22 protein-coding genes are annotated in these 23931 nt (G+C 59.9%); 7 read left to right on the top strand and 15 right to left on the bottom strand.

The genetic code is table 11. The features are described from left to right. Positions 1 to 25: 25 nt before the first annotated feature. The 13 genes from QZ653_RS10300 to QZ653_RS10240 all read right to left on the bottom strand — a co-directional run bounded on the left by QZ653_RS10300 (position 26) and on the right by QZ653_RS10240 (position 13058). Positions 26 to 874: a 5-deoxy-glucuronate isomerase gene (locus QZ653_RS10300; protein WP_296419980.1), complete on the bottom strand. Its 849-nt coding sequence runs from the start codon at positions 872 to 874 to the stop codon at positions 26 to 28. A 9-nt stretch (positions 875 to 883) separates the two neighbouring features. Then, complete coding sequence (gene iolC, locus QZ653_RS10295) at positions 884 to 1870, bottom strand: 5-dehydro-2-deoxygluconokinase (protein WP_296419978.1); 987 nt, start codon at positions 1868 to 1870, stop codon at positions 884 to 886. After that, the gene (locus QZ653_RS10290) at positions 1867 to 2706 is read right to left on the bottom strand and encodes a phytanoyl-CoA dioxygenase family protein (protein ID WP_296419976.1); all 840 of its coding nucleotides are present in this window, start codon (positions 2704 to 2706) and stop codon (positions 1867 to 1869) included. Before QZ653_RS10290 ends, iolC begins: the two co-directional genes overlap by 4 nt. Continuing rightward, positions 2706 to 4562 (bottom strand): 3D-(3,5/4)-trihydroxycyclohexane-1,2-dione acylhydrolase (decyclizing), encoded by a 1857-nt coding sequence (iolD, locus tag QZ653_RS10285; RefSeq protein WP_296419974.1) that lies wholly within the window; start codon positions 4560 to 4562, stop codon positions 2706 to 2708. Before iolD ends, QZ653_RS10290 begins: the two co-directional genes overlap by 1 nt. A 154-nt stretch (positions 4563 to 4716) precedes the next feature. Continuing rightward, positions 4717 to 5697: a type II secretion system F family protein gene (locus QZ653_RS10280; RefSeq protein ID WP_296419972.1), complete on the bottom strand. Its 981-nt coding sequence runs from the start codon at positions 5695 to 5697 to the stop codon at positions 4717 to 4719. A 10-nt stretch (positions 5698 to 5707) separates the two neighbouring features. After that, on the bottom strand, positions 5708 to 6661 hold the full coding sequence (locus QZ653_RS10275; protein WP_296419970.1) for a type II secretion system F family protein: 954 nt from the start codon (positions 6659 to 6661) through the stop codon (positions 5708 to 5710). Continuing rightward, positions 6661 to 8118: a CpaF family protein gene (locus tag QZ653_RS10270; protein WP_296419969.1), complete on the bottom strand. Its 1458-nt coding sequence runs from the start codon at positions 8116 to 8118 to the stop codon at positions 6661 to 6663. Before QZ653_RS10270 ends, QZ653_RS10275 begins: the two co-directional genes overlap by 1 nt. Positions 8119 to 8121: 3 nt before the next feature. Further along, positions 8122 to 9348 (bottom strand): AAA family ATPase, encoded by a 1227-nt coding sequence (locus QZ653_RS10265; protein ID WP_296419968.1) that lies wholly within the window; start codon positions 9346 to 9348, stop codon positions 8122 to 8124. Further along, complete coding sequence (locus QZ653_RS10260; protein ID WP_296419967.1) at positions 9345 to 9956, bottom strand: TadE/TadG family type IV pilus assembly protein; 612 nt, start codon at positions 9954 to 9956, stop codon at positions 9345 to 9347. Before QZ653_RS10260 ends, QZ653_RS10265 begins: the two co-directional genes overlap by 4 nt. A gap of 26 nt (positions 9957 to 9982) precedes the next feature. Next, on the bottom strand, positions 9983 to 10447 hold the full coding sequence (locus tag QZ653_RS10255; protein ID WP_296419966.1) for a TadE family protein: 465 nt from the start codon (positions 10445 to 10447) through the stop codon (positions 9983 to 9985). A 26-nt stretch (positions 10448 to 10473) separates the two neighbouring features. Further along, a complete protein-coding gene (locus tag QZ653_RS10250) occupies positions 10474 to 11940 on the bottom strand; it encodes a TadE/TadG family type IV pilus assembly protein (RefSeq protein ID WP_296419965.1) in 1467 nt (488 codons plus the stop codon). After that, positions 11940 to 12776, bottom strand: a complete 837-nt coding sequence (gene cpaB, locus QZ653_RS10245; RefSeq protein WP_296419964.1) for a Flp pilus assembly protein CpaB — start codon at positions 12774 to 12776, stop codon at positions 11940 to 11942. Before cpaB ends, QZ653_RS10250 begins: the two co-directional genes overlap by 1 nt. Positions 12777 to 12878: 102 nt before the next feature. Then, positions 12879 to 13058: a Flp family type IVb pilin gene (locus tag QZ653_RS10240; protein WP_296419963.1), complete on the bottom strand. Its 180-nt coding sequence runs from the start codon at positions 13056 to 13058 to the stop codon at positions 12879 to 12881. A gap of 400 nt (positions 13059 to 13458) precedes the next feature. On the opposite strand from QZ653_RS10240, the gene QZ653_RS10235 reads away from it, so the two are divergent. After that, positions 13459 to 14130: a helix-turn-helix transcriptional regulator gene (locus QZ653_RS10235; protein WP_296419962.1), complete on the top strand. Its 672-nt coding sequence runs from the start codon at positions 13459 to 13461 to the stop codon at positions 14128 to 14130. Positions 14131 to 14197: 67 nt separating this feature from the next. Next, positions 14198 to 15508, top strand: coding sequence for a cytochrome-c peroxidase (locus QZ653_RS10230; RefSeq protein WP_296419961.1), 1311 nt, complete (start codon positions 14198 to 14200; stop codon positions 15506 to 15508). Here QZ653_RS10230 and QZ653_RS10225 read toward each other — a convergent pair. Both QZ653_RS10225 and QZ653_RS10220 read right to left on the bottom strand, forming a co-directional pair. Continuing rightward, positions 15505 to 16968, bottom strand: a complete 1464-nt coding sequence (locus QZ653_RS10225) for a CRTAC1 family protein (RefSeq protein WP_296419960.1) — start codon at positions 16966 to 16968, stop codon at positions 15505 to 15507. The genes QZ653_RS10230 and QZ653_RS10225 overlap by 4 nt on opposite strands. Further along, positions 16965 to 18233: an ROK family protein gene (locus QZ653_RS10220; protein WP_296419959.1), complete on the bottom strand. Its 1269-nt coding sequence runs from the start codon at positions 18231 to 18233 to the stop codon at positions 16965 to 16967. Before QZ653_RS10220 ends, QZ653_RS10225 begins: the two co-directional genes overlap by 4 nt. 211 nt (positions 18234 to 18444) lie before the next feature. Here QZ653_RS10220 and xylF point away from each other — a divergent pair, with 211 nt between their 5' ends. From xylF to QZ653_RS10195, 5 genes are all read left to right on the top strand, one after another. Continuing rightward, positions 18445 to 19479: a D-xylose ABC transporter substrate-binding protein gene (gene xylF, locus QZ653_RS10215; RefSeq protein ID WP_296419958.1), complete on the top strand. Its 1035-nt coding sequence runs from the start codon at positions 18445 to 18447 to the stop codon at positions 19477 to 19479. A gap of 118 nt (positions 19480 to 19597) precedes the next feature. Beyond that, the gene (locus QZ653_RS10210) at positions 19598 to 20890 is read left to right on the top strand and encodes a sugar ABC transporter permease (RefSeq protein WP_296419957.1); all 1293 of its coding nucleotides are present in this window, start codon (positions 19598 to 19600) and stop codon (positions 20888 to 20890) included. Continuing rightward, positions 20887 to 21636 (top strand): ATP-binding cassette domain-containing protein, encoded by a 750-nt coding sequence (locus QZ653_RS10205; protein WP_296419956.1) that lies wholly within the window; start codon positions 20887 to 20889, stop codon positions 21634 to 21636. The genes QZ653_RS10210 and QZ653_RS10205 overlap by 4 nt, the downstream gene beginning before the upstream one ends. Further along, entirely contained in the window at positions 21636 to 23066 is a 1431-nt protein-coding gene (xylB, locus tag QZ653_RS10200) for a xylulokinase (RefSeq protein WP_296419955.1), read from the top strand. Before QZ653_RS10205 ends, xylB begins: the two co-directional genes overlap by 1 nt. 2 nt (positions 23067 to 23068) lie before the next feature. Further along, a partial coding sequence (locus tag QZ653_RS10195) for a xylose isomerase (RefSeq protein WP_296419954.1) occupies positions 23069 to 23931 on the top strand: 863 nt, incomplete at its 3' end.

The raw sequence follows: 23931 nt of genomic DNA, 5'->3' as shown, positions 1-23931 counted from the left end.
CGGGCGCGTTAACCTTAACGGCGGGTTACTTGAACTTGGCAACCATATCCTTGATGCCGGGGATGGTTTCGACCTGATAGGCGTGAGTTGGCTGGAAATACTGCACCAGGCTGCGTTGGCTGAGGCCGCCGAGGATGGTGAAGTAGTACATTTCGTACCCCGGCATCACGACGCAGGGATGATAGCCCGAGCCCAGAAGGATCGTGGAGCGATCCATCAGCTGGTAGGCGTCACCCGGCTCACCCTCTTTGTGCTGGATGATCTGCACTGCAGACCCGTGGTTGGGTCTAAAGCGGAAGTTATAGGTTTCATCGTGACGGGTTTCGATGATGGTGCCGTTGTCATCGGTGCGGTCGGTGTCGTGTTTGTGCGGCGGAAAGCCGGACCAGCCGCCCGCGCCGACGGTAAAGAGTTCGGACACCAGAAGGCGGCCCACCTTGCCGGCCTCGCGCTGGCCGAGGATGTGTTTGATGGACCGGTGCGTCTTTGTGTCGTCGGACCCGTATTGGACATAATCATGTTCGCGCACATCGAAGGGATCGAGGACCTTGTCGTATTTCGCACCGGCGATGAACGTTTCCGTGTCGGTCTTGGCAACGATGGTCGCAGTGGCGCCGACGGGGACATAAACGCCCTGCGGCTGGCCGTCCCAGACATCCACGCCGCGCCCGCCAAGTGCGTCGAATGTCACGCCTTCGACATCCACATCAACGGTGCCGGTCGCGGGTACGATGCAGGTTTCATAGCCCGGCACCTGATAGGTGAACGCCTCACCCGCTTTGAGTTTGACGATGTTGAAATAGTTCAGCGGGACCGTGGGATCATCGGCGTCAACAATGGGTTTGTTCTGGTTGTCATGGGGCGCGATGTGCATGTGGTGGTCCTATTGCGTGGGGCCGGCCGTGGGGCCGGGGTGATCTGTGAGAAAGGCGTCAAGCTGCGCGACATCGGGCATGGCCGGGGCGCAGCCGGGTTTGGCGACCACGATGGACGCACAGGCAGAACCGCGCAAGATCGCGGTCTTCAGGTCGCGGTTTTCGGCCAGGGCCGCCATGAAGCCGGCCATGAAACTGTCGCCTGCGCCAGTGGGTTTGACGGCCTCGGCGGGGTAGATGCCGGTGGGAATTTCATCGGTGGCGGTATAGGTGACCGCGCCGTGTTGGCCCATTTTGTAGACGACGATTTCAGCAGTGCTGCGCGCCAGATCACGGGCCTTTGCGCGGCCTTTGTCCATACCACCCGCCATGAAGCCGAATTCTTCGTCGTTGCCCACGATGACGTCGGATAGTGCACCTGCACGGGACAACACGTCTGCCGCGACCTCGGGGCTGGGCCACGAGTAGGGGCGGTAATCCACGTCAAAAATGATCGGCAGGCCCGCCTTTTTCGCCAGTTCAAAGGCGCGAAACGCGGCTGTGCGGCTGGGATCGGATGCGAAAACGGTGCCAGCGGTGATCAGGGCGGTGAATTGGGTGTAATCTACGGCCTCGACATCTTCGACGGACATCTGAAAGTCGGCGGCGTTGTTGCGGTAGATGACCGATTGGTGGTCCTCGACGCGGGTTTCATAGACGGCGAGCGACGTGCGTTCTTCGCCTTGAATGGTGCGGACATGGGCGCGGCCGACGCCGTAGGCATCAAGCTGGTTGAGGCAGTAGCGCCCGACAGCGTCATCGCTGACACAGGTCACAAGATCCGCGTTCAGCCCCAGTTTGACCAGCCCAGCCGCGATATTGGCGGACGATCCGCCCATGGCCACAAACATATCCGTTGCATGTTCGGTTTGGGCGCGGTCAGTGGGGCTGAGGTCCATGCCCACGCGCCCGACGACGATGAATTTACCGCCCCTGATCCCGTTGAGCGCGGTCATGTGCGTCCCTCCGCATTGATCGCCTGGGCTTTGTCCAGAACCTCGGGATAGGGGTGGTTGAGGCCGATGATTTGGCGCAATTCCGCGCTGGCGGAGGCTTTGAAGTCCTGCGTGAGGCCTGCGGGCAAATCTTCGAGGGGCTTTACCCATTTGGGCACGTAATTTGACAGGACGGCGTTGCGGTCATGGTCCGAGGCGTTGGGCATGGCGCAATGCCAAGCCGCGCCGAAGAACAAGACGGTATCGCCGGGATCGCCCAGCATCCGGTGGCAGCTTTCAAAGAAGTTGTCTGCTTCGGTCGGATAGCGCAGGTTTTTTTGGGTGCCGGGCATGTAGGCGGTCGCGCCGCTTGTTTCCGTGAAAGGGTCAAGCATGATCGTCACTTGAGCATTTACAGGATAGGACGCATTGAGGCGCGCGGGGTGCGACGGCAGATCATGCATGTCCCAATAGGGGTAGTCCACATGGGGTTCCTGTCCCGGGCCGCCGGGCAGGATGCGGTTGGCGGCGATGGAGCCCATGACCATATCGGTGCCCAGAAACGCCCTGAGGCAATCCAGCAAGACCGGATGCGTCGCCATGTCGGCAAAGACGTCGCCCTTGGCCAGCAGGTTCCAGACACGGCGTTGCAGATTGATTTTGCCGTCCTCTGCGGCAGCGCCTTGAAAATGCGTGACCTTTTCCGCCTCGGCGTTGGAATGATCCATGATGATCGCCCGTGCCTGCGCGATCTGATCGTCGGAAAACAGGCCCGTGAAGCGCACAGCACCCGCCCCATCAAGAAGTTCCTCGACGATTTCAGCAGGATCATAGTTGTCCGCGGTAAAGGTCTTCATCACACGCCATGCCGTTGTTTGCTGCGGGTGGCTTCCTGATCTGCATGGGCGTCGCGGATGCGGGCGCTGTCCGACACTTCGGGTGTGCCGACCTCCCACCAGGTGTGGCCCTCGGTCGTCCACCCTTCATAGGCATCGACGTTCATGACAATGACCGATGTTGTGTCGGCGGCCTTGGCGCGTTTGAACGCCTCTGCCAGTTCGGCGGGGTTCGACACGGTTTCGGCGTTTGCGCCCATGGCGGCGGCGTGGGCTTCGAAATCAACGCCCACCTGACGGGTCGCTGTGGGTGTGTCCGCGATCAGGTTGTTGAAGCTTTCGTTGCCGGTGTTGTTTTGCAGTTTGTTGATGACGGCAAAGCCGCCGTTGTCCAGCACCAGAATGATCAGCTTCTTGTCGGTCAGGACCGATGAATAGATGTCAGAATTCATCAACAGATAGGACCCGTCACCGGTGAAGACGATGGTGTCCTGATCCGGTTCACGTTCGGCCTGCGCGATGCGCGCGCCCCAGCCGCCCGCGATCTCGTATCCCATACAGGAAAAGCCGAATTCGACGTCAACGGTGCCGACGTCCAGCGTGCGCCAGTTGGCGGTGACTTCGGCAGGAAGCCCACCGGCAGCGGCCACGATCCGGTCGCGCGGGTCGCACAAATCGTTCACAACGCCGATGGCTTGGGCATAGCTGTTCGGGCGGTTTCCGGGTTTGACGTTCTCGGCCACATAGGCGTCCCATTTGGCACGTTCGTTCTGGGCGAACGTCGTCCAGTCAGCGGGGGCTTTGTAATCCCCGCTGAGCGACGACAGACAAATGGCGGCATCCCCCACCAGTGGCAACGACAGGTGTTTCATGGCATCGTGGCGGCCCACATTGATGCCGATGATTTTGGCGTCCTTGGCAAAAGCGGTCCAGCTGCCGGTGGTGAAATCCTGCAACCGTGTGCCGACGGCCAGAATTACATCGGCCCGTTCGGCGATGGCATTGGCGCTGTCCGATCCGGTGACGCCCAAGGGGCCACAGTTCAACGGATGGTCGGATTTCATATTCGCACGGCCTGCGATGGTTTCGACCACAGGAATGCCGCTGTCTTCGGCAAAGGCTGTCAATTCGGCCACAGCACCGGAATACTGCACGCCACCACCGGCGATGATCATCGGACGTTTGGCCGTTTGCAGCAGCGCGAAGGCATCTACGACCTCTTCCATATCGGGAGCCTGTTTGCGAATGCGGTGGACGCGCTTTTCAAAGAACGTTTCGGGATAGTCATGGGCCCAGCCCTGCACATCCTGCGGCAGCCCTATGAAGGCGGGGCCGCAATCGGCAGGGTCAAGCATGGTGGCCAGCGCGGCTGGCAGCGACTGGATGATCTGCGCGGGATGCGTGATGCGGTCCCAATAGCGCGACACCGCCTTGAACGCGTCGTTTACGCCCAATGTCGGATTGCCGAAATGTTCCAGCTGTTGCAGCACCGGATCGGGCAGGCGGGTCAGGAAAGCGTCGCCGCAAAGCATCAGCATGGGCAAGCGGTTCGCGTGAGCGAGCGCGGCTGACGTCAACAGGTTCGCCGTACCCGGCCCGGCGGAGGCGGTGCAGAACATGAACCGGCGGCGCAGCCATTGTTTGGCATAGGCCGCTGCGGCGAACCCCATGCCTTGCTCGTTTTGGCCACGATAAAGCGGCAAGGTATCCTGTACACCGAACAGCGCCTCACCCAGACATGTGACATTGCCGTGCCCGAAGATGCCGAAACCCCCGCCACACACGCGGTATTCCACGCCATCAATGTCGATGAACTGGTTGTTCAGATAGCGAATAATGGCCTGCGCTGTGGTCAGCCGCACGGTTGCGTCCGTCATGGGCGCGTCTCCTCCCTCGGTGTGGGCCGCGCGATACCGCCCACAAGTTTCAAGACCCGACGATAACGATTTTGCAACCGGTTGCAATCGCGTTTTGCAGATTCTGTTTCGGTTGCTGATGAATGAGGGATGGAGCGGGCCGGGGCGGGCCGCATCAGTCCCCGAAAACCTGCATGTATCGCAGGATTGTCGGGCCGAGGGTGATCAGAAAAAGCGCTGGCAGCATCATGCTGGCCATGACGCCGGACATTTTGACAGGCAGTTTGTTGGCCTGCTCCACCGCTTTCATTTCCCGCGTTTCGCGCATTTCCTTGGCGTAGGCATTTAAGGCTGACGAGATGGATGTGCCAAATTCCATCGACTGGCTGATCAGCTGTGCGAATGACATCGCCTCTTCAACGCCGGTGCGTTCCGCCATGTCGAAAAGGGCCTCCTGACGGTCGCGACCGGCCAGAATTTCGGCCTGACACATCAGAAATTCCTCAGAGATGGGCGGGCACACCTCGGCAAGGACCTGACCCACACGGGTCATGGAGGTGTCAAACCCCATCCCGGCCTCGGTCGAGATTTGCAGCAAATCCAAAGCATTGGGGAACCCCTGTTCGATCTGCATTTTGCGCGCCTTTACCTTGCGGTTCAGCCAGATCGTCGGCGTGTAGAAACAGACTGCCACGGTGATGGCCGCCAGTTGCGCGGCACCCAGCGGCGACATTCCCTGAAAATAGGAGGCAAACGGGTCGGGCAGTGCGGCCGCCTGATGCAATCCGTACATCGACATAACGATAAGCGGCCCCGCGATTGCCGCCAGAAACCGGATCAGAAAGAAATTCCTCATGGCGTGTGGGCTGTCGAATCCTGCCCGCCTGAGCTGAAGCTGGATTTGCGCCCTTTCGGTTTTGGTATCCGGCAACAGGGCTTTGAACACACCTTCGGGCGTGTGATCACGCGCGGTTCGCAGGTCAATCCGTCGGCCCGGATCGCCATAGGTTTTTGTCAAATGGGCCAGCCGTTCTGCTGCCGCGCCCGGACCGGAAAACGTGAAATGGGCCGCCGCCCCGATAAAGATACCGGCCACGGCCAGCATCAGCATGGTGAACGGCGACAAATCCGGCAGAAGGGAAAACAAGGTATCCATCGCAGGCGCCTCAATACTTGAAATTGACGAGGCGGCGCAGGATCAATCCGTTGCCGATGACGAAAAACAAAATGGCCGCACACATGGGGTAGAACAAAGGATCGTTCTGGACCGACGTGTAATAATCAGGCGCTGTCAAAAGCGTGCCCAGATACATGACGAAGGGCAGCGCGGACAGTAATATCGCGGAAATGCGCCCCTCGGAACTGACGGCTTTGATCCGGCGGCGCATGGCAAAGCGGTTTCGAATCACGGTCGACAAGGTGGCGAGCATCGCCGCAAGGTTGCCACCGGTTCCATGCTGGATCCGGATGGATGCCGCCAGATAATAGGTGTCTTCAATGTCCATCCGTCGCGCCATGTCCTCAATGGCATCGGGCAGGCTGTCGCCGTAGATCACCTGATCGGATATGCGGCGAAATTCGGTCGCGACGGGTTCGGGCATGTTGGATGCGACGGCGCGAATGGTCGTGTTGACGGGATGGCCGACAGACAGCCCCCGTTTCATCTGATCCAGCGCATCTGGCAACTGGCGTGAAAACGCCTCCACCCGCCGGTTGCGCACGATATTGATATAGCCGACAGGAACCACGAAGCCGACAGAGACAGACGCGAGCGCAGCCAATGGCAGACCAATCAGCGGGATGCCCAGCAGAAAGGTGATCGCCATAGCCAGCCCCGACATGACAAAAACCCGTCGGGGACTGATTGTGAGACCAGCCTGCGCCATCCGACCCGGCAGTTGGCCAAGAATTGGAATTCTGGTCCACGCGGGGCGGTCCACTTTACGGCGCAACTCGGCCATGGCACTTTCAACCTGATCACCGCCTGAAAGGGTTCGCAGCCTTTTGGCCTTGGGATCATTTGCATCGTCATCAAAAAACATCTGCCGGAGGCCTTCGATCACCAGAAGGATGCTGATTACAATGGCTGCGTAAAGAATATAGCGAGGTTCGAGAGACATTAGTTCGGTCCCTCCGCATCACGAAAAATGTCCGCCGGCAAAGCATAGCCCGCGGCGGCCAGAACATCGCCCGTCTGGGGGCGCACACCGGTGGGGCCGAAATGACCGAGGACCGTGCCATCTTCACCGATACCCTTACGGGTAAAGGCGAAAATGTCCTGCATCAGGACAGCCTCCCCCTCAAGGCCCGTCACCTCGGAGATTGAGGTGATCCTGCGGCGGCCGTCGGCCAGACGGTTCAACTGGATCACAAGATGAATGCCTGCGCCGATCTGGCTGCGTACGGCGGACATGGGCAGTTCGGATCCCATCATGATAACCATTTGCTCAAGCCGGCTCAGCGCGTCACGCGCCGTGTTGGCATGGATGGTGGTCATGGACCCGTCGTGGCCGGTGTTCATGGCCTGCAACATGTCGAAGGCTTCGGACCCGCGACATTCGCCGATGACAATGCGGTCGGGTCGCATGCGCAATGCATTGCGAACCAGCAGTCGCTGGCTGATTTCGCCGCGACCTTCGGCATTGGCCGGTCGTGTCTCAAGGCGAACGACGTGATCCTGCTGAAGTTGCAATTCGGCGGCGTCTTCGATGGTGACAATACGTTGGTGGCGGTCAATATGGCTTGATAGGGCATTCAGCATGGTCGTTTTGCCGGACCCTGTGCCACCGGAAATCAGGATGTTGAGCCGCGCTTTGACCGCTGCTGCCAGAAAGATCGCTGCTTCCTCGCTGAGTGCGCCGAAGGCCACCAGTTTGTCCATTGTCAGCTTGTCGGCTGAAAATTTGCGGATCGACAATGACGGGCCGTCGATCGCGCAAGGCCGCACGATGGCGTTTACACGGCTTCCGTCCGGCAGACGTGCATCGACCCATGGTTGGCTTTCATCAATCCGGCGACCGACCCGACTGACGATCTTGTCGATGATACGCAACAAATGCTTTTCGTCGTGAAATCCGCTTGCGATGCGTTCAAGCAGACCTTTGCGTTCCACGAACACGTGGTCCGCGCCGTTAACCAAGATGTCGGAAATGGTCGGATCAGCGAGGAGGGGTTCAAGAGGGCCAAGACCCAAAACTTCATCCATCAGTTCGTTAATCAGCCTGTTGAAAGTATCTGAACCGAGCGAAACGTCCTCGTCTTCAAGGTTTTGCAGGACGATCGCATTCACCTCACGGCGCAGTTCAGCCGTGTCGACCTGATCAATGATCGACAGGTTCATCTGCTCCAGAAGGTTTTCATGCATCTTTTGTTTCAGCTGAAACCACGATGTGGTGGCGGCAGAGGGTGCGGTGCGATCGGTGACAGGTGGCGATACCCGCGCAGAGCCGCGTTGCGGCAGGATAGATTTGATCTGCGACCGGCGTGGCAGGACCGCCTGACCGGTTGCTGTACGGGGCGCCTCCCCGTCCGGAACGGGCGCTGTGCGGGTCGACGTAAAATTCTTGAAGACGGCCATGATCTATGCCCTCCGCCGTGTGCTGGAGGCATGGGCGTCTTTCAGGCTGTCCACGATGGGCGCAAGTGCCTTGGCGACCGGCGATCTGGGCCGCAGGGCCAGCATGGGCTGTCCGGCATCTGCGGCACGTCGGGCGGATTTGTCGTCGCGCGGAATCCAGTTGGTGATCTTGCGATCCAAGAAGGCTTCCGCCTCTTTGAGGGCCGCGGTGGAATTGTTTGTTCTGGAATCCTTGGACACCACAACCTCTATTGGCAGGCTGGGATGTTCGTCCGTAAATGTGTCCATCAAACGGCGCGTCTGGCGCAGTGTATGAACGGCATGATCGGTCAGGATGAGAAACTTGTCCGCGCGTGTCAGGACAGCGTCGATCCATTCGCAAACCGCACGTGGAAGATCAAGAATGACAAAGTCATAGGCCAGTCGCAGATCGTCAAGCAAAGCGGCCAGCATTTCGGATTGCAGGATATCCAGGGGCGCGAACGCCAAGGGGGCCGGCATCACGTCGAACGCCCCCGCCTCATAGGTTTTTATGGACCGGGGAATGAAATCTTCCTCCGGGGCAGTGCCGGATTGCAGCCAGTCCATCACTTCGCCTTCGTCGTGCACATCCAAAGAGGCGCCCAACACACCATTTTGGATATCAAGATCAATCACGGCGACGCGAAGGGAGGGACCATGGCTGTCGCCCTTTGGCGGGCGGGCCAGTTGCGTGGCCAGATTGAGTGCCGTGGTCGTCGCCCCCACCCCGCCACGTGCCGAACAGACGGCGACAATCAGGCCATTGTGCAGGTCGCCCGCGTGGCGCTGGGGGGGCGGGTCCTCAACCGGTGGCGGCTGCGGCGTTTCGGGCGCGATCGAGGCCATGGGGATAACCTCATCCACACCGGCATCCATCAAAGCGCGGGCTGTCGCAAGGGTCAGGGTCTGGGCTGTTATGCCCAGAAATTTAAGGTTGTCGTGCCCCATCGTGCGAAGGGTTTGCAGAGCGTCAAGATCGGCTTCGTTGCCGACGCGGATGTCGAAAATGATCAGGTCGGTTGCCGCAATATCGACCGAAGGCACGCGGGCCAGATCGGCGAGGCTGGTGTCGCGGTGGTTCACGGTGAGCGACACATCCTGCGACAAGGCGGCCGCCACACGGGCCGCGGTTCCCGCGCTGTTCGAAACGACCAGAGTTCGTGTGGGTTCGGGATCGGGGCCGGATGGGGCGAGGTTCGGCATTGTCATGAGGATTCTCCGTCGGATAGGGCCTCAGCTGGCAGGGAATTGCTCATGCTGGGGAAGGCGAATTCTTCGCCAAGTGTGCCCGAAGGGCTTGCCCCGACAAGCGCGGCAAGGGCACCCATCGGGGTCACGAATTCAAAATTCAGGTCCTGAAGTTCCGCCGTCACGACCGGCGTATACGGCCCGCCCAAAAAACCAAGATCGGGGTCGAAGGCGTAGCTGAAGCGCAGGTTTTCAGGCGTGGCATTGGTTGGCAACAATACGCGAATCTGGTCGTAAATGTCCTGTCCTGTCGCGTTGGTCTGCGCGTCACATGTAACGGTGGTTTGCGACTGGCAAAGGGTCGGATCGGTTGAACACGACATGCCGACAGTCAAGGCGGAATTGGCCAGTGACAGCGGGTTGCGCTGGTTGATCAGCGGAACGCCCAGACACACCGGCGCGCGCACCACAGCCAGCCGGACCGCACGTTCGGTGGCCTTCTGCGCCATGACATAAGAGAACCCCAAGCGGCCAAAATCAATAAGGCCAAAGGCCAGAAACAAGAAGAAGGCAGCAACCAGGCCGAATTCAACCAGCGTTGCGCCGGTTTCATCACGCCTGAACCGCATCAAATAAGGGGATAGGGCGCGAATGTTCATGTGCCGAAAATCCGGCCGGTGTCGCGGACGACCGTCTGTGCTTTGGGCAAAGCGAGATCGAAGAAACTGAAAATACCCGCAAAAGGATAGTCGATTTCCAATCGCGCTGTGACCGTGGCGACGGGTACCGTGCCCATCCCGTAATCGCCGGAAATACAGGCCAGAGTTGGCGTGACGGAGGTGACGGTTATGGTGCTGGGAAATAGATCGGTGCCGGTTGCCGATTGACGCACAATCTGGCTGGCGCGTGTTGTCCAGCCTGTCAGACCCCCGCCCGTGGTGCAGATGTCAGACCCTTCCGCGCGGGCGATAAACCGGGTGGCGTCGCGGACGCCGGCGATGGTGGTCTGGTAGGCCCAAAATGTTCGGCTGCCTTCAAGAATGACCGCAAAAATCAGCAACATGACCGGCAGGACGAAGGCAAATTCGACCAGTGCCGCGCCATCGTCCCGGCGGCGCATCTGCAGGAGAGACCTCGCCAGCATCATCATTCGTACAGCCGGACAACCGGGCGGACCCGTGCATTCGTCACGTTGTTCTGGGGGTCGGAAGACAAGCCGCCCAGAATTTCCACCTGAACGCTACCTGTCGCGTCAAGTCCTGCGGGCGACAGCAAAAACACCTCCGCGTAGTCAATAATCGGCAGGGTATCGACGCTGGCATTGATGCCGCCACCGGAGCAGTCGACAAAGGCGGTAACGATCACACGGCGGGCCGGATCAGCGCTTATCTGGTTCGTGCAGGATGGCAGAATGCTATCAGTGATGTCTGCTACGACGCCGCCCAGGCCACCCAGCCCGCCCAGAACCCCGCCGGTGGCGCTGCCACCTTGGGCAGATGCTTCGATCTCTGCCAGATAAAAATCATAGCGTGAGGTCGCATCGGGGTGTGGGTCTGTGCCGCCGTAGTTGGCATTGATATATGCCGCACGTCCCGCCGACCATTCGCCGTTGCCGACGAAAGAACACACGCCGCTTGTGTGGCAATCGTCCCCCGGCAAGCCCATAACGGTTGCGGACGCTTGGGGATTGTCGGCGATGCATTGTCCGCTGGAGGGTTCGAACCCGTTGAGTATGTTCGGGGCGGAGGGGTAAAGCGGATTGTTCACCAGACCAGTGGCCGCGCCACCAAAGATGTCGAAACGGACGTTGAGGGCGGAATCAACCTCGAGGTCGAGGAGATTATCCGGGGCTGCCGCGCTCGTATCGTCATAGCAGCTGGCACGCGGGCCCTCGGCCGCGATTTGACATAAGTCAAGGCCAAGTCCGTCCAGCCCGCCGCACAGGGCGTCTATGACCGGAGCGACCTCATTCACAGGTTGAAGCATTGCAATGACGCCCGGCACCAGATTGCCGGTAGAAACGCTGACATCGAGGGTCAGCGCGGTGCCAACCGAAGCGTCCACATCAATACCTGCCGCAGGCGCGCAGATCATCAGGGGTGTGATGTCGCAGACCTGTCGCTCATGACCGGCGGTGGCCCGCGCCGAGACGTGTTTGGCACCGTCAATCCCCGTTCCGCTAAGTGCCGAAAATGCGGCTCCGAAAATTGCGGACACTGCACGGGGTGCCACGTCTACAGTGACGAACCGCGCCGCGCGGGGGGCGTTGGTTGCCGCTGTAAAGGCGTCCGGGCGTGTGGTGTAGAAGGTCAGCGTAAGATCATCAAAACCAAGGCCGGAGGGTCCGGTGCCAAAGGTCTGGGTGTCCGTCACCAGGGTTTGCGCCGCAAGTGTGGCACGGTTGATCGCGTCTGCGGAACCGTCAAGCTCCCCCGCTGCGGCAAGCGCTACGTTGTCCGCAAAGGACTGCATCTCCGATTGGGTTGCGGCGGTGCGTCCAAAATCGAAGCTGAGCGCGAGGATGCCGAAGAATACCGCCATCAGCACGGCAAACAGGGCCAGAATTGATCCGTCTTCTGTATGCCTGAAGGTCGAAAGACGCGCGCGGATCATCATTGGTCGTGCACCACATCCTGAGATTGTGTGCCACGTCGGACGCGCACCATCGTGGTTGGCGCAGCTGGAGCTGTGACAGGCGCAGGTTCGGCGGTGATGGCCTCGGTCTCGCCCCAGATGTCGCTGAGTGTAATTTCGGAAAGATCATCCTCTGTCAGTAGGATATCGTCATTGCGCAACGTCAGGCTCAACATACCGACTTGCTGAGCCAGAACCAGTTTCTGGCTGTCCCTTTGACCAACCTCGACCGTGACGGTTCGGGTTGCGCGGGCGCGGTTGTCATCCGCAGACGTATCGACCGCCAGAACGCGAATGTCCTGCAGGATGGTGCCTGTGCGCAGGGAGCTGCCATTGCCTTGGGTCAGGACAATGTCGATCCGGTCACCCGGTGTGACAAAGCCGCCGACGGCGGTCGTTTCATCCACGCGTATCGCCACGGCACGGGTGCCGGGATTGAGAGAACGGCCGATGCTGACTGTCGCGCCGAAGTCCGAGACGGTGTTTTGCAGGATGAGATCACCCGCGAGGATTGTCTGAGTGGCGCGGCGTGGCGGAGTGCCATCGGCCCCCAAAAGGGCGGTTGTGCCGTCAAACGCCCCTTCGGGCACCAGATCGGCTGGCCAGGTTTGGGGGGCAAGCTGTTCGCGGGTAATGGGTTCACCAAATGGTATGTCCTCAGCCGCTGCAAGGAGTGTCACATTTTCCGACTGAACCGTCTGACCGGGATTGGATGCCGTGGCCGGTTGTGCGTTCAACAGACCCTCGGCCACGTAAATCGACCCGATCGCAAAGATCAGTCCGGTTAACGAAAAAAGGATAGGTTTAAGGCGCATCTGGGCATCCGAATGGGAATGAGGAATGGGGGGAAAGGCTGCCCCCGCGATACAAGGTCAAGCGGGGGCGGCGTTTATTTTAAGGTCGTTTATAACGTGTTCTTAAGACGGCAGCGCAGATCCCGCAGCCGTCATGGAACCGCCGACGTCACCGGCCAGCGTGACGAGCGCACCGGCGCCCAGTGTGATCGCCAGACCCAGCGCGATGCCGTATTCGACCAAAGTCGCGCCATCTTCGTCTGCGCGGAAGGCCATCCATTTTGCCATGATGTAGTGTGTCATTTTCGTTCTCCGAGGTTGTTTGAAACGGGGCTGCAAAATTCAAAGCGAACTTTGCCGTGTGTCTTCAGGATGCGGATTGCGCTGCACCTGCACATCATCCATATGGATGAGGTGCACAGCTGGAAGGCGATGGGATTAGGGGGTGCCCGAAAATTGCCACAGTCACGTGAAGTTCCTGACATCTTGTTGTCAGGCCGCGGCCATCTTCGGCGATTTCCAACGCCGGGACGTGGGGTCGCGAAAAAAGTTTCACCTTCACAAAAATTTAATATTCCGGCGAAATTTCTCAAAAATACCTCCATTCCCGAGGGTGGATCGGGGTAAACACACCAAAATTTTCCGCACCCAAGGTCGAAATATGACGCGTGTCTTAAGAATTTCGGAATCGTGAGAGGGCAAAATGAGCACATTTGAACAGACATCCCAGCGGGCAGGTCATTTGATTCGGCTGGTGTTTGTGCTGACCCGCGCGCTGTCGGGACGCGGTGATTTGCGCGCAGCCCTTGCAGAACTGGCTTTGCTGTGTGCGGCAAGTGACGTCAGATTTTTGCGGATAGATCACCGCGTGTCGGTGATCCGCGTGATTGCCGCGCTTGATGACATGACAGGCGAGGTTGAAGACAACGACGCGCGCACCGTCAGTCACGGCAAAAAGGGGCAGTTGGCACAGGTTGCGACGCCGCAGGCCCCCCGGTGGGGCATGATCCTGGACGAAGGCTATGCCCATACCGACGTGGTGATGTTGACTTGCCCGGAATGCGAATGGCTTGAGCCGCTGGCACAGGAACTGCCTGTAATCTGGGGCAGTCGCATCAAGGGCGTTATTGCCAGCATGGTGTCGGAAGAGGATAAAAGCGACGCGATCCTTGGTCCGCGAAACCCGTTCAATCTGACGCAGACGGAACGCAAGGTCTGCCATCTGCTGACCGATGGTTTGTCGGCCAAAGACGTGGCCCAGCGCCTTGAGGTTTCGATGCCGACGGTCAGAACCCATCTGCGCAACATCTATGCCAAGACCGGATTGGACGGAATGGTTGCCGTTGTGCATCGCCTGCATTCCGACGGGATATGACGGCCTTTCGTTCATTGCACATTTATAGGGTTGTGATCATCCTTGGCTGTGTGGTGCGGAGGATGACATGAAGACCGTTTTGACCCTCATCTTATGTGCGGTGTCCACTGCTGGCTTGACGCAGACCCTGCCGGACGCCGTAACAGATGACCTTTACGCGCCGGTCGATCTGGCCGAAGCGGAATTGGGACAGCTTCTGTTTTATGACGCGATCCTGTCGGGGAACCGGACCGTTTCCTGCGCCAGTTGCCACCATCCCGATTTTGCGACCGCAGACGGCGTGTCCCTGTCCATCGGAGACGGTGGCATCGGGTTGGGCCCCGACCGGCGCGTGGACCCCGACAACCCGCCCGAAGAGAGAATTCCGCGCAACGCACCGGCCCTGTTTAATCTGGGGGCCAAGGAATTTACGGTCATGTTCCATGACGGACGGCTGGAAGCAGATCCTTCGCATCCCAGCGGTTTGCGGTCTCCAATGGATGCGGATATGGCGACGGGCTTTGCGTCGGTGCTGTCGGCGCAAACCATGTTCCCCGTACTAAGCCGCGATGAAATGGCCGGATCGTTTCGCGAAAACGATGTGGCGCTGGCCGTGCGTCAGGGGCGGATCGGCGGGCAGGGTGGCGCATGGGATCTGCTGTCACGCCGCGTGGCTGACGTTCCCGATTATGCGGCGCGGTTTAGGGCCGTCTATCCGCACATCGACGGACCTGATGACATCGGATTCACGGATATTTCAAATGCCCTTGCTGTTTTTATGGCGTGGGAATGGCGGTCGGATACATCCCCTTTCGACGCGCATCTGCGGGGCGCACCGCTGACCGGACCAGCGCGCGACGGGATGGAATTGTTTTACGGCCCTGCGGGGTGTTCGGTCTGCCACAGTGGGCCTTTTCAGACCGATCACCGCTTTCACGCCATGGGCGTGCCGCAGATCGGGCCAGGCAAATCAGCGACGTTCGAGGACCACCACCGTGACGAGGGCCGCTTTCGCGTGACCGGCAATTCCGCCGATCTGTATGCCTTTCGAACCCCGTCACTGCGCAATGTCGCCAAAACAGGGCCTTGGGGACATGCGGGGGCACATACCGATCTGACGCAATTTGTCCGCGACCACCTTGATCCGGTGGCAAGCCTCGCGCGGTATGATCGTTCACAGGTGATCTGGCCTGCTTTCGAGGCGGCGGACTTTGCGGTTTTGGATGATCCAGAAGAGATCGGCGCGATTGCGCAGGCGGTCCGGCACACGCCTGTCCGGCTGAACGATACAGAGATCGCGTCGATTGTCGCGTTTCTGAACAGTCTGACCGACCCTGCGGCACTGACCGGACGGCTGGGTATTCCGGCGGCTGTCCCAAGTGGCTTGCCGCTGCCTTAGGGTTTTTGCAGAACCACGGTCTGGTTCGCCTCGGCCACGTGAGACGATGTCGACCCGTCGGGCCATGTTACATCAATTCGGGCCGTCTGACGGTCGCCCAGCCCGAAATGGCGCGGGCCAAGTTGCCCGCCGGCATGGCCGCCGCCGATGGTGTTTTGCTGGCTTTGCGTCCCGATACGGATGACCGCCCCTATGGCGTCGCGATTGCCACCCGATTGGCGCAGCGAAATACCCAGCCAGTTGCCGGTTTGTTGTGTCGTGTTGCGGTAAAGTTCCAGCGGCGCGCGCCTGTTTGACACAAGGAGGTCGAGCCGCCCGTCGCCGTCAAAATCGACCAGCGCCGCACCGCGCGACCTGTCCATTGATGCGACGCCAGCATCTGCGGCATGTTCCACAAAGGTGCCGCCCTCCGTCTGCATCAGTAAGTTGTTGGGATCACGCGTGGCCATCCCAGGCATCTGATCGACATTGCCTTTCGCGATAAACAGATCGGCGCGGCCGTCGTTATCAACATCGCCAAATTCCGCGTGCCAGCCCGTCGAGGGACGCCCTTCGTCGCCGATGTGGGGGCGTTGCGCGTAGGACCCGATCTCATAGGGGGCCGCCTGATAGGTTCCGTCGGGTTGGGCCAGTTGCAGCAGCTGGTCCCCCATGGAGGTCAGCATCACCTCGTCCAGGCCGTCGCCGTCCAGATCACGCGACGCAATACCCATGCCCCAAAGCGATACGGGCTGCCATCCGTCTTCGGGACCCAAAAACCGCCTTTCGGTGATGTCCCACATCTGTTCATAGCCGTCTTTGACATAATAGTGGCGGTCGTTGGACAGGCGCAGCGCGGGTTTGCCACGGGCGTCACGGGCGGCAAGCATCGACAGAGGGCAGAACCCCGGCGTCAGCAAGGTGGCATCGTAGCCGTCCGAAGACGGGGTCAGCAAAACATTGTCGTCACAAGCCTCAAACGGGCCCATGGGATCATCGCGGTCGACATAATTGCCGATGGCGAGGGTCGGGCGGTCGCCCTCCCACCACGCCGTGAAGGCGGTGGACCACCGGTCATCCTGCGGCAGTCCCCAGTCAGCTGTCGCATCGGAAAAGGAACACTCTGGTCCGCCCCGAAGCGCCACGTTGCTGCCGGCCCGCAGGACATACAGATCCGTGTGCTCATCGCCGTCAAGATTGATCGGATAGGCCCCCGTGACACCGGTCAGTTCAACAAGGGGTGCCTGTTCAAACGAAAAGCCGCCCTGATTGACGATCAGGATTGCGGGTGTGCTGCCGCCGGCTGCGAAAATATCCGGCAGGGTGTCCCCGTTGCAATCCATCACGGCAAGGCCGCCACCTACAAAATGGGTCCAGTCGCCATCATAGACATGAGGGGGCAGCGCCGACGACATATCTTCGAACAGCGGGTCCGCCGCAAGCGGCGCAGCCATCAGACACAGGATCGCCGCGCGGATCATGCGCTGCGGGCCTCTCCGCCGATCTGGGTGTCTGTGACCTGCGACAGGGCGAGGGCCGCCGCGCCCCGCGCCCAGACCAGATCGCCCCACGCATGAATGGCGACCTTGCAAGGTTTGCGACCTTCGTTCAGGGTCAGTTTCTGCATCTCGTCAAGGACAGTTTCCGCATAGAGATAGTCGTACTGCATGCGTTCGCCGGACAGGATGATCAGCGCCGGATCAAACAGTTGCACCACATTGGACAGCCCGAGGGACAGATATCGTCCCGCGCGACGAAAGATCGTTTCCGCCGCGGTGTGGCCGGATTTGGCCTGCTGGAACAAAGTCTCGAGGGTGTCTTCGGGCCGGTTTGTCACCGTCATGTCCGGGTCGAGGGCTGTCGCGGCCTCACGGCTGAGGGCATAATCTGCCAGATAAGCCTCCAGACAACCGCGCTGGCCGCAGCGACACAATGCGCCGTCGAGCTGCACCTTGGTATGGCCCAATTCCAGACCCATCCCATGCGCACCCCGATAAAGCGTGTTGTCGAGAACAAGCCCCATGCCCACGCCGCTTTCAATCGTCACGACTGCGAAATTCGACATGGTCCGTCCTTGTCCGAACCACAGTTCCGCCAGCGTGAGCATGTTGGCGTCATTGTCCAGAACCATCGGCATATCGAAACGACGGGCGAAAGCATGCGACAGGTTTTCGTCGCGTGTGGTCAGCATGGAGGACCAGACCACACTGCCCGATCCGTGATCGACAATCCCCGGCAGGCCGATGCCCACGGCGCGTATGTCGCCCTCTGATTTGTTGCTTTTCTTTAACAGCTTCCGGATCAGGGCCTCGGTTTCGTCCATCAGGTCGCCAACCGGGCGTCGTGTCTCGTTTGACGGAAGGTCTGCATCGGCTACCAGATTGCCTGCAAAATCGACCATCACGGCGATGTGGCGTTTGAAGGCGAGCTTGATCCCGATGACAAAGCCTGCGTCGGGAACCACCTGAAGCGCCACCCGTGGGCGTCCGCGACCGGTTTCGCGCGGGGTGCTTTCAACCTCTTCCAGATAGCCGGAGGCGATGAGATCGGCGGTCAGGGTCGTTGCCGAGCCCGCGCTGATGTTGAGTGCATGCGTGATATCGGTCCGGGCCGCCTGACCCCGCGCGCGCACGTATTCAAAAGCCTCCTGGCGCAATGACGTCCCCCCCTCGCGGGTGCCTGTCAACAAAGGTCCGCACCCTTCGGACGGATCATGGGACGACAGATGGGTCAGTACGTCAGACATTTTTCGGTCTCTAAAATAAAAATGCCGCAGTTGCAGCATAAATCGGTAGGTTGCTGTCAGGTTAGGGCGGAATTTCCCGATTTGCGACAAAAATTTGCGACCTGAGAAATTTTTATTTTGACAGCTAAAATAAATTAGGGGAGTTTAATCGGCATCGGGTCAAACGACTCGCTGCCGTCCGGATCAGGGCGGGGATAACTGGGAGGTTACAATGAAAAAACTATTTATGGCCGCCGCACTGACGGCGACTTCTTTGGGCACGACCGTTTACGCGGACGGCCATGGCGTGACGGTCGGCGTGAGCTGGTCGAATTTCCAGGAAGAGCGTTGGAAGACAGACGAGGCGGCAATCGTTGCAGCCCTTGAAGCGGCTGGTGCGACCTATGTGTCCGCAGACGCGCAGTCGTCTTCGTCCAAGCAGCTGTCGGATGTGGAAAGCCTGATCGCACAGGGTGTGGATGCCCTGATCATTCTTGCACAAGACAGCGCCGCCATTGGTCCCGCTGTTGATGCCGCCGCCGCCGAAGGCATTCCGGTTGTGGGTTATGACCGTCTGATCGAAGACAGCCGCGCATTTTACCTGACATTTGACAACGTCGAAGTGGGCCGGATGCAGGCCCGTGCCGTTCTTGAGGCGCAGCCGTCCGGCAATTATGTCATGATCAAAGGCTCCCCCACCGATCCGAACGCAGATTTCCTGCGTGGTGGTCAGCAAGAGGTTCTTCAGGCCGCGATCGACGCCGGTGATATCACCATCGTTGACGAAGCCTACACAGATGGCTGGTTGCCTGCGAACGCACAGCGCAACATGGAACAGATCCTGACCGCCAACGACAACAACGTTGACGCTGTTGTGGCCTCCAACGACGGCACCGCCGGTGGTGTTGTGGCTGCTTTGACAGCGCAGGGCATGGAAGGTATTCCAGTGTCCGGCCAGGACGGCGATCACGCTGCACTGAACCGCGTCGCACTGGGCACGCAAACCGTGTCCGTCTGGAAAGACGCCCGTGAACTGGGTGCGGCTGCCGGATCCATCGCGGTACAGCTTGCTGAAGCCGACGGTGACTTTTCTGCGGTCGAGGGCGTCATCGACTGGACGTCCCCGGCGGGCACCGAAATGGCTGCGATCTTCCTTGCGCCGGTGCCGATCACCGCTGACAACCTCAGCGTTGTGACCGATGCAGGCTGGATCGAAGTCGATGCCCTGTGCCAGGGCGTGACCGACGGTCCCGCACCTTGTAACTAAGACGATCCCGTGGCCCGCCGCCCTAGCAAGCGGGCCACGGATTTCTCGATTTCCTGAAAATTCGCTATTGTCACCGCAGGCCGCAATGAAGCGCGCCTGAGCGGAGGAGCCATACCCCATGTCCGATCAAACGGCACATGCCCCAAAGACCCAAACCAAACGCAGCTTTTTCCAGGAGCTGGAGCTTGATACGCGCCTTCTGGGCATGATCGGCGCATTCATTCTGGTCGCTTTGGTGTTCAACATCATGACCGAGGGGCGGTTTCTGACCCCGCGCAACATTTTCAACCTGACGATCCAGACGGTCAGCGTCGCCATCATGGCAACCGGCATGGTGTTCGTGATTGTCACCCGCCACATTGACCTAAGCGTCGGCGCGGTGCTGGCGACCTGTTCGGCCTTCATGGCCATGTCGCAGGTCCGCTGGCTGCCCGAGATGCTGGAGCTTGGACATTGGGCCATCCCGTGGATCACCATCGTAGGCGGATTGATCATCGGCGCGCTGATCGGGGCGTTCAACGGCTGGATGATCGGGTATCTGAGCATTCCCGCCTTCATCGTGACCTTGGGCGGGTTCCTCGTCTGGCGCAACGTGGGCTGGTACATGACCGAAGGCCAGACCATCGGGCCGCTGAATGAGACGTTCAAGACCTTCGGCGGGATCAGTGGCACTTTGGGTGGGCCCGTCAGCTGGGTGGTCGGCATCATCGCCATGATCGCAACGGTGGTTCTGATCTTCAACAGCCGCCGTGTGAAGACCAAGCATGGCTTCAACGTAAAACCGATGTGGGCAGAAGTGTCCTTGGCTGCGATCTGTGTGGCGGCGATCGCAGGGTTCATCGGTATCCTCACCAGCTACTCCGTGCCCGAGCGCGTGGTTGCCCGTGATCCCAGCCGTTTTGGCTGCGAGGTCGCCGAAGGCTGCACGCCGGTCTACGGCCTGCCGATTTCGGTCCTGTTGTTGATTGCTGTGGCCGCCGCCATGACGATCATCGCACAAAAAACACGGCTGGGTCGCTACATCTTTGCCACCGGCGGTAACCCCGATGCAGCGGAATTGTCGGGCATCAACACGCGGATGTTGACGGTTAAAATCTTCACCCTGATGGGCATTCTGTGTGGTCTTGCTGCTTTGGTCGCATCGGCCCGTCTGGCCAACCACACCAATGACATCGGCACCTTGGACGAACTGCGCGTCATTGCGGCAGCGGTTATCGGGGGTACCGCCTTGTCGGGTGGTCTGGGCACGATCTATGGCGCGATCCTGGGTGCGTTGATCATGCAATCGCTGCAATCAGGCATGGCCATGGTGGGCGTGGATGCGCCGCTGCAAAACCTCGTTGTGGGTGCCGTTCTGGTCCTCGCCGTCTTTATCGACATTCAGTATCGCAAACGAGTGGGAGCGAAATGATGGCACCTTTGGTTGAAATGAAAAACGTCTCCATCGCGTTTGGCGGGGTGCAGGCTGTCGATAATGTCTCGATCAGTTTGAACGCGGGCGAGGTTGTGGGCCTGTTGGGGCACAACGGTGCCGGCAAATCGACCCTGATCAAGATGCTGTCGGGTGCCTACAAAATGGACAGTGGCGAAATCTTCATCAACGGCGAAAAGGCGTCGATCACATCGCCCCGTGACGCCCGCGACCACAACATCGAAACGATCTACCAGACCTTGGCCTTGGCCGACAATCTGGATGCGGCGTCGAACCTCTTTTTGGGGCGTGAGATTACAAATGCCTTCGGCTTTGTGGATGACGACCGGATGGAGGCGGAGACCCGCAAGATCATGGCGCGGCTGAACCCGAATTTCAAAAAGCTGAAAGAACCGGTGTCCGCGCTGTCTGGTGGGCAACGGCAGTCCGTGGCGATTGCCCGCGCGGTCTATTTCAATGCCAAAATCCTGATCATGGACGAACCGACGGCGGCTTTGGGCGTGCATGAAACCGCCATGGTGGCCGAACTTATCCAGGAGTTGAAAAAGCAAGGTCTGGGGATTTTCCTGATTTCCCACGACACGCGCGAGATGATGGAGTTGTGCGACCGTGTGGCGGTGATGAAAAACGGCCAGATGGTCGGCGCCGAACGTGTGGAGGACGTGACCGAGGATGATATCCTGTCGATGATCATTCTGGGCAAAAACCCCAAGGCTGCCGCCTGATGTATATCGGTCTTGATCTTGGGACGTCGTCCCTCAAGGCGATAGCGGTCGATGAGGCGCAGACGTTGGTGGCGGAACATTCCGTTCCGCTGTCGGTGCAGCGCCCTCATGATGGCTGGTCCGAACAGGACCCCCAGTCGTGGTGCGATGCCGCGATCGAGGCTTTGCGCGCTTTGGCGGGGCGGGTTGATCTGTCAGGCCTGCGCGGGATCGGGTTGGCCGGGCACATGCATGGTGCCACGCTGGTGGGTGCGGATGACGCGCCGCTGCGGCCCTGTATGCTTTGGAACGACACGCGATCAGCGCCCCAGGCGGCGGCTATGGACGCGGATGCGCAGTTTCGCGATCTGACCGGCAACATCGTTTTTCCAGGCTTCACTGCGCCCAAGGTCGACTGGGTGCGCGAAAACGAACCCGAGGTTTTCGAAAAGATCGCCAAGGTTTTGTTGCCCAAGGACTACCTGCGACTGTTCCTCACCGGCGAACATGTGTCCGAAATGTCGGATGCCGCAGGAACGTCGTGGCTGGATACCGGTGCACGCGACTGGTCGGAAGACCTGCTGGCGGCCTGTCATTTGTCCCGCGATCAGATGCCTGCCTTGGTCGAGGGGTCCGCCGTGTCCGGTCAGTTGCGCGCTGATCTGGCCGCGGATTTGGGCCTGCCGCGCTGCGTGGTCGCAGGCGGGGCAGGGGACAATGCGGCGGCGGCCATCGGCGCGGGCGTGGTGCGGGACGGGACGGGGTTCGTGTCACTGGGCACCTCTGGCGTTTTGTTTGCCGCCAACGCGGGCTACCGGCCTGATCCTGCGACGGCCGTTCATACGTTTTGCCACGCCGTGCCCGATACGTGGCACCAGATGGGCGTCATTCTGGCGGCCACCGACGCGCTCAACTGGTTGGCGCAATTGACCGGCCAATCGGCGGCCGCGCTGACGCAGGATCTGGGCGATGAGACAGCCCCGTCGCGCACTTTGTTTTTGCCCTATCTGGGCGGCGAACGTACCCCCCACAACAATGCGGCCATGCGCGGGCAGTTCCTGCATCTGGATCACGCGACCGATGCCAAAGAAGCCGCGCGCGCTGTTCTTCAAGGGGTGTGCTACGCTTTTGCCGATTGCCGCGATGCGCTGGCCGCGACCGGCACGACATTGCCACGCGCTTTGGCGATGGGCGGCGGTGCGAAATCAGGTCACTGGCTTGAGATGATGGCGACGACATTGGGCTTTCCTTTGGACGTCCCCGAAGCGGGCGATTTTGGTGCAGCGCTGGGTGCCGCACGCTTGGGCATGATGGCCGCCGGTGCCAGCACGGATATCGCGACCCAGCCGCCTTTGGCCAAGACAATCGTGCCGAACACAGACCTCAGCGCGGCGATGGCCGAGGGGCACGCCCGCTACAAACAGGCTTATTCGATATTGAAGGACCTCTGACCATGACTGACTTTTTCAACGGCATCCCGAAGATCGCCTATGAGGGGCCTGACAGTTCCAATGAATTCGCGTTCCGCCACTACAATCCGGACGAAATGGTCATGGGCAAAACGCTGAAGGACCATCTGCGCTTTGCGGCGGCCTATTGGCATTCTTTTGCGTGGCCCGGTGGCGATCCGTTCGGCGGCCAGACCTTTGATCGGCCTTGGTTTGGCGACACGATGGATTTGGCCCGCCTGAAAGCAGATGTTGCGTTCGAGATGTTCGAAATCCTGAACGTGCCGTACTTCTGTTTCCACGATGCCGACGTCCGCCCAGAGGGTGCGGATTTCGCGGAAAACACGGCGCGTCTGGAAGAGATCGTCGATTACTTCGGCGACAAGATGGACGCCAGTGGGATGAAACTGCTGTGGGGGACTGCGAACCTGTTTTCACACCGCCGCTTCATGGCTGGGGCCGCCACGAACCCTGATCCCGAGGTGTTTGCCTTTTCTGCCGCCACCATCAAAACCTGCATGGATGCCACCATGAAACTGGGGGGCGAAAACTACGTTTTGTGGGGTGGTCGTGAAGGCTATGAAACCCTGCTGAACACAGACATGGGCCGTGAACGTGCGCAGGCGGGGGCCATGTTGCAAATGGTCGTCGACTACAAGCACAAGATCGGTTTCAAGGGGGCCATTCTGATTGAGCCCAAGCCCCAAGAGCCGACGAAACACCAGTACGACTACGATGTCGCCACGGTCTATGGCTTCCTGAAAGAGTTCGGGCTTGAAGGCGAGGTGCAGATGAATATCGAACAGGGTCACGCCATTCTGGCCGGTCACACGTTCGAACATGAACTGGCCATGGCGCGGGAACTGGG

It is taken from the genome of Pseudooctadecabacter sp. (assembly GCF_020627745.1).
Lineage (GTDB): Bacteria > Pseudomonadota > Alphaproteobacteria > Rhodobacterales > Rhodobacteraceae > Octadecabacter.
Note: the sequence above shows the minus strand (reverse complement) of the source record. Positions and strands in the feature narration are given on the sequence as shown.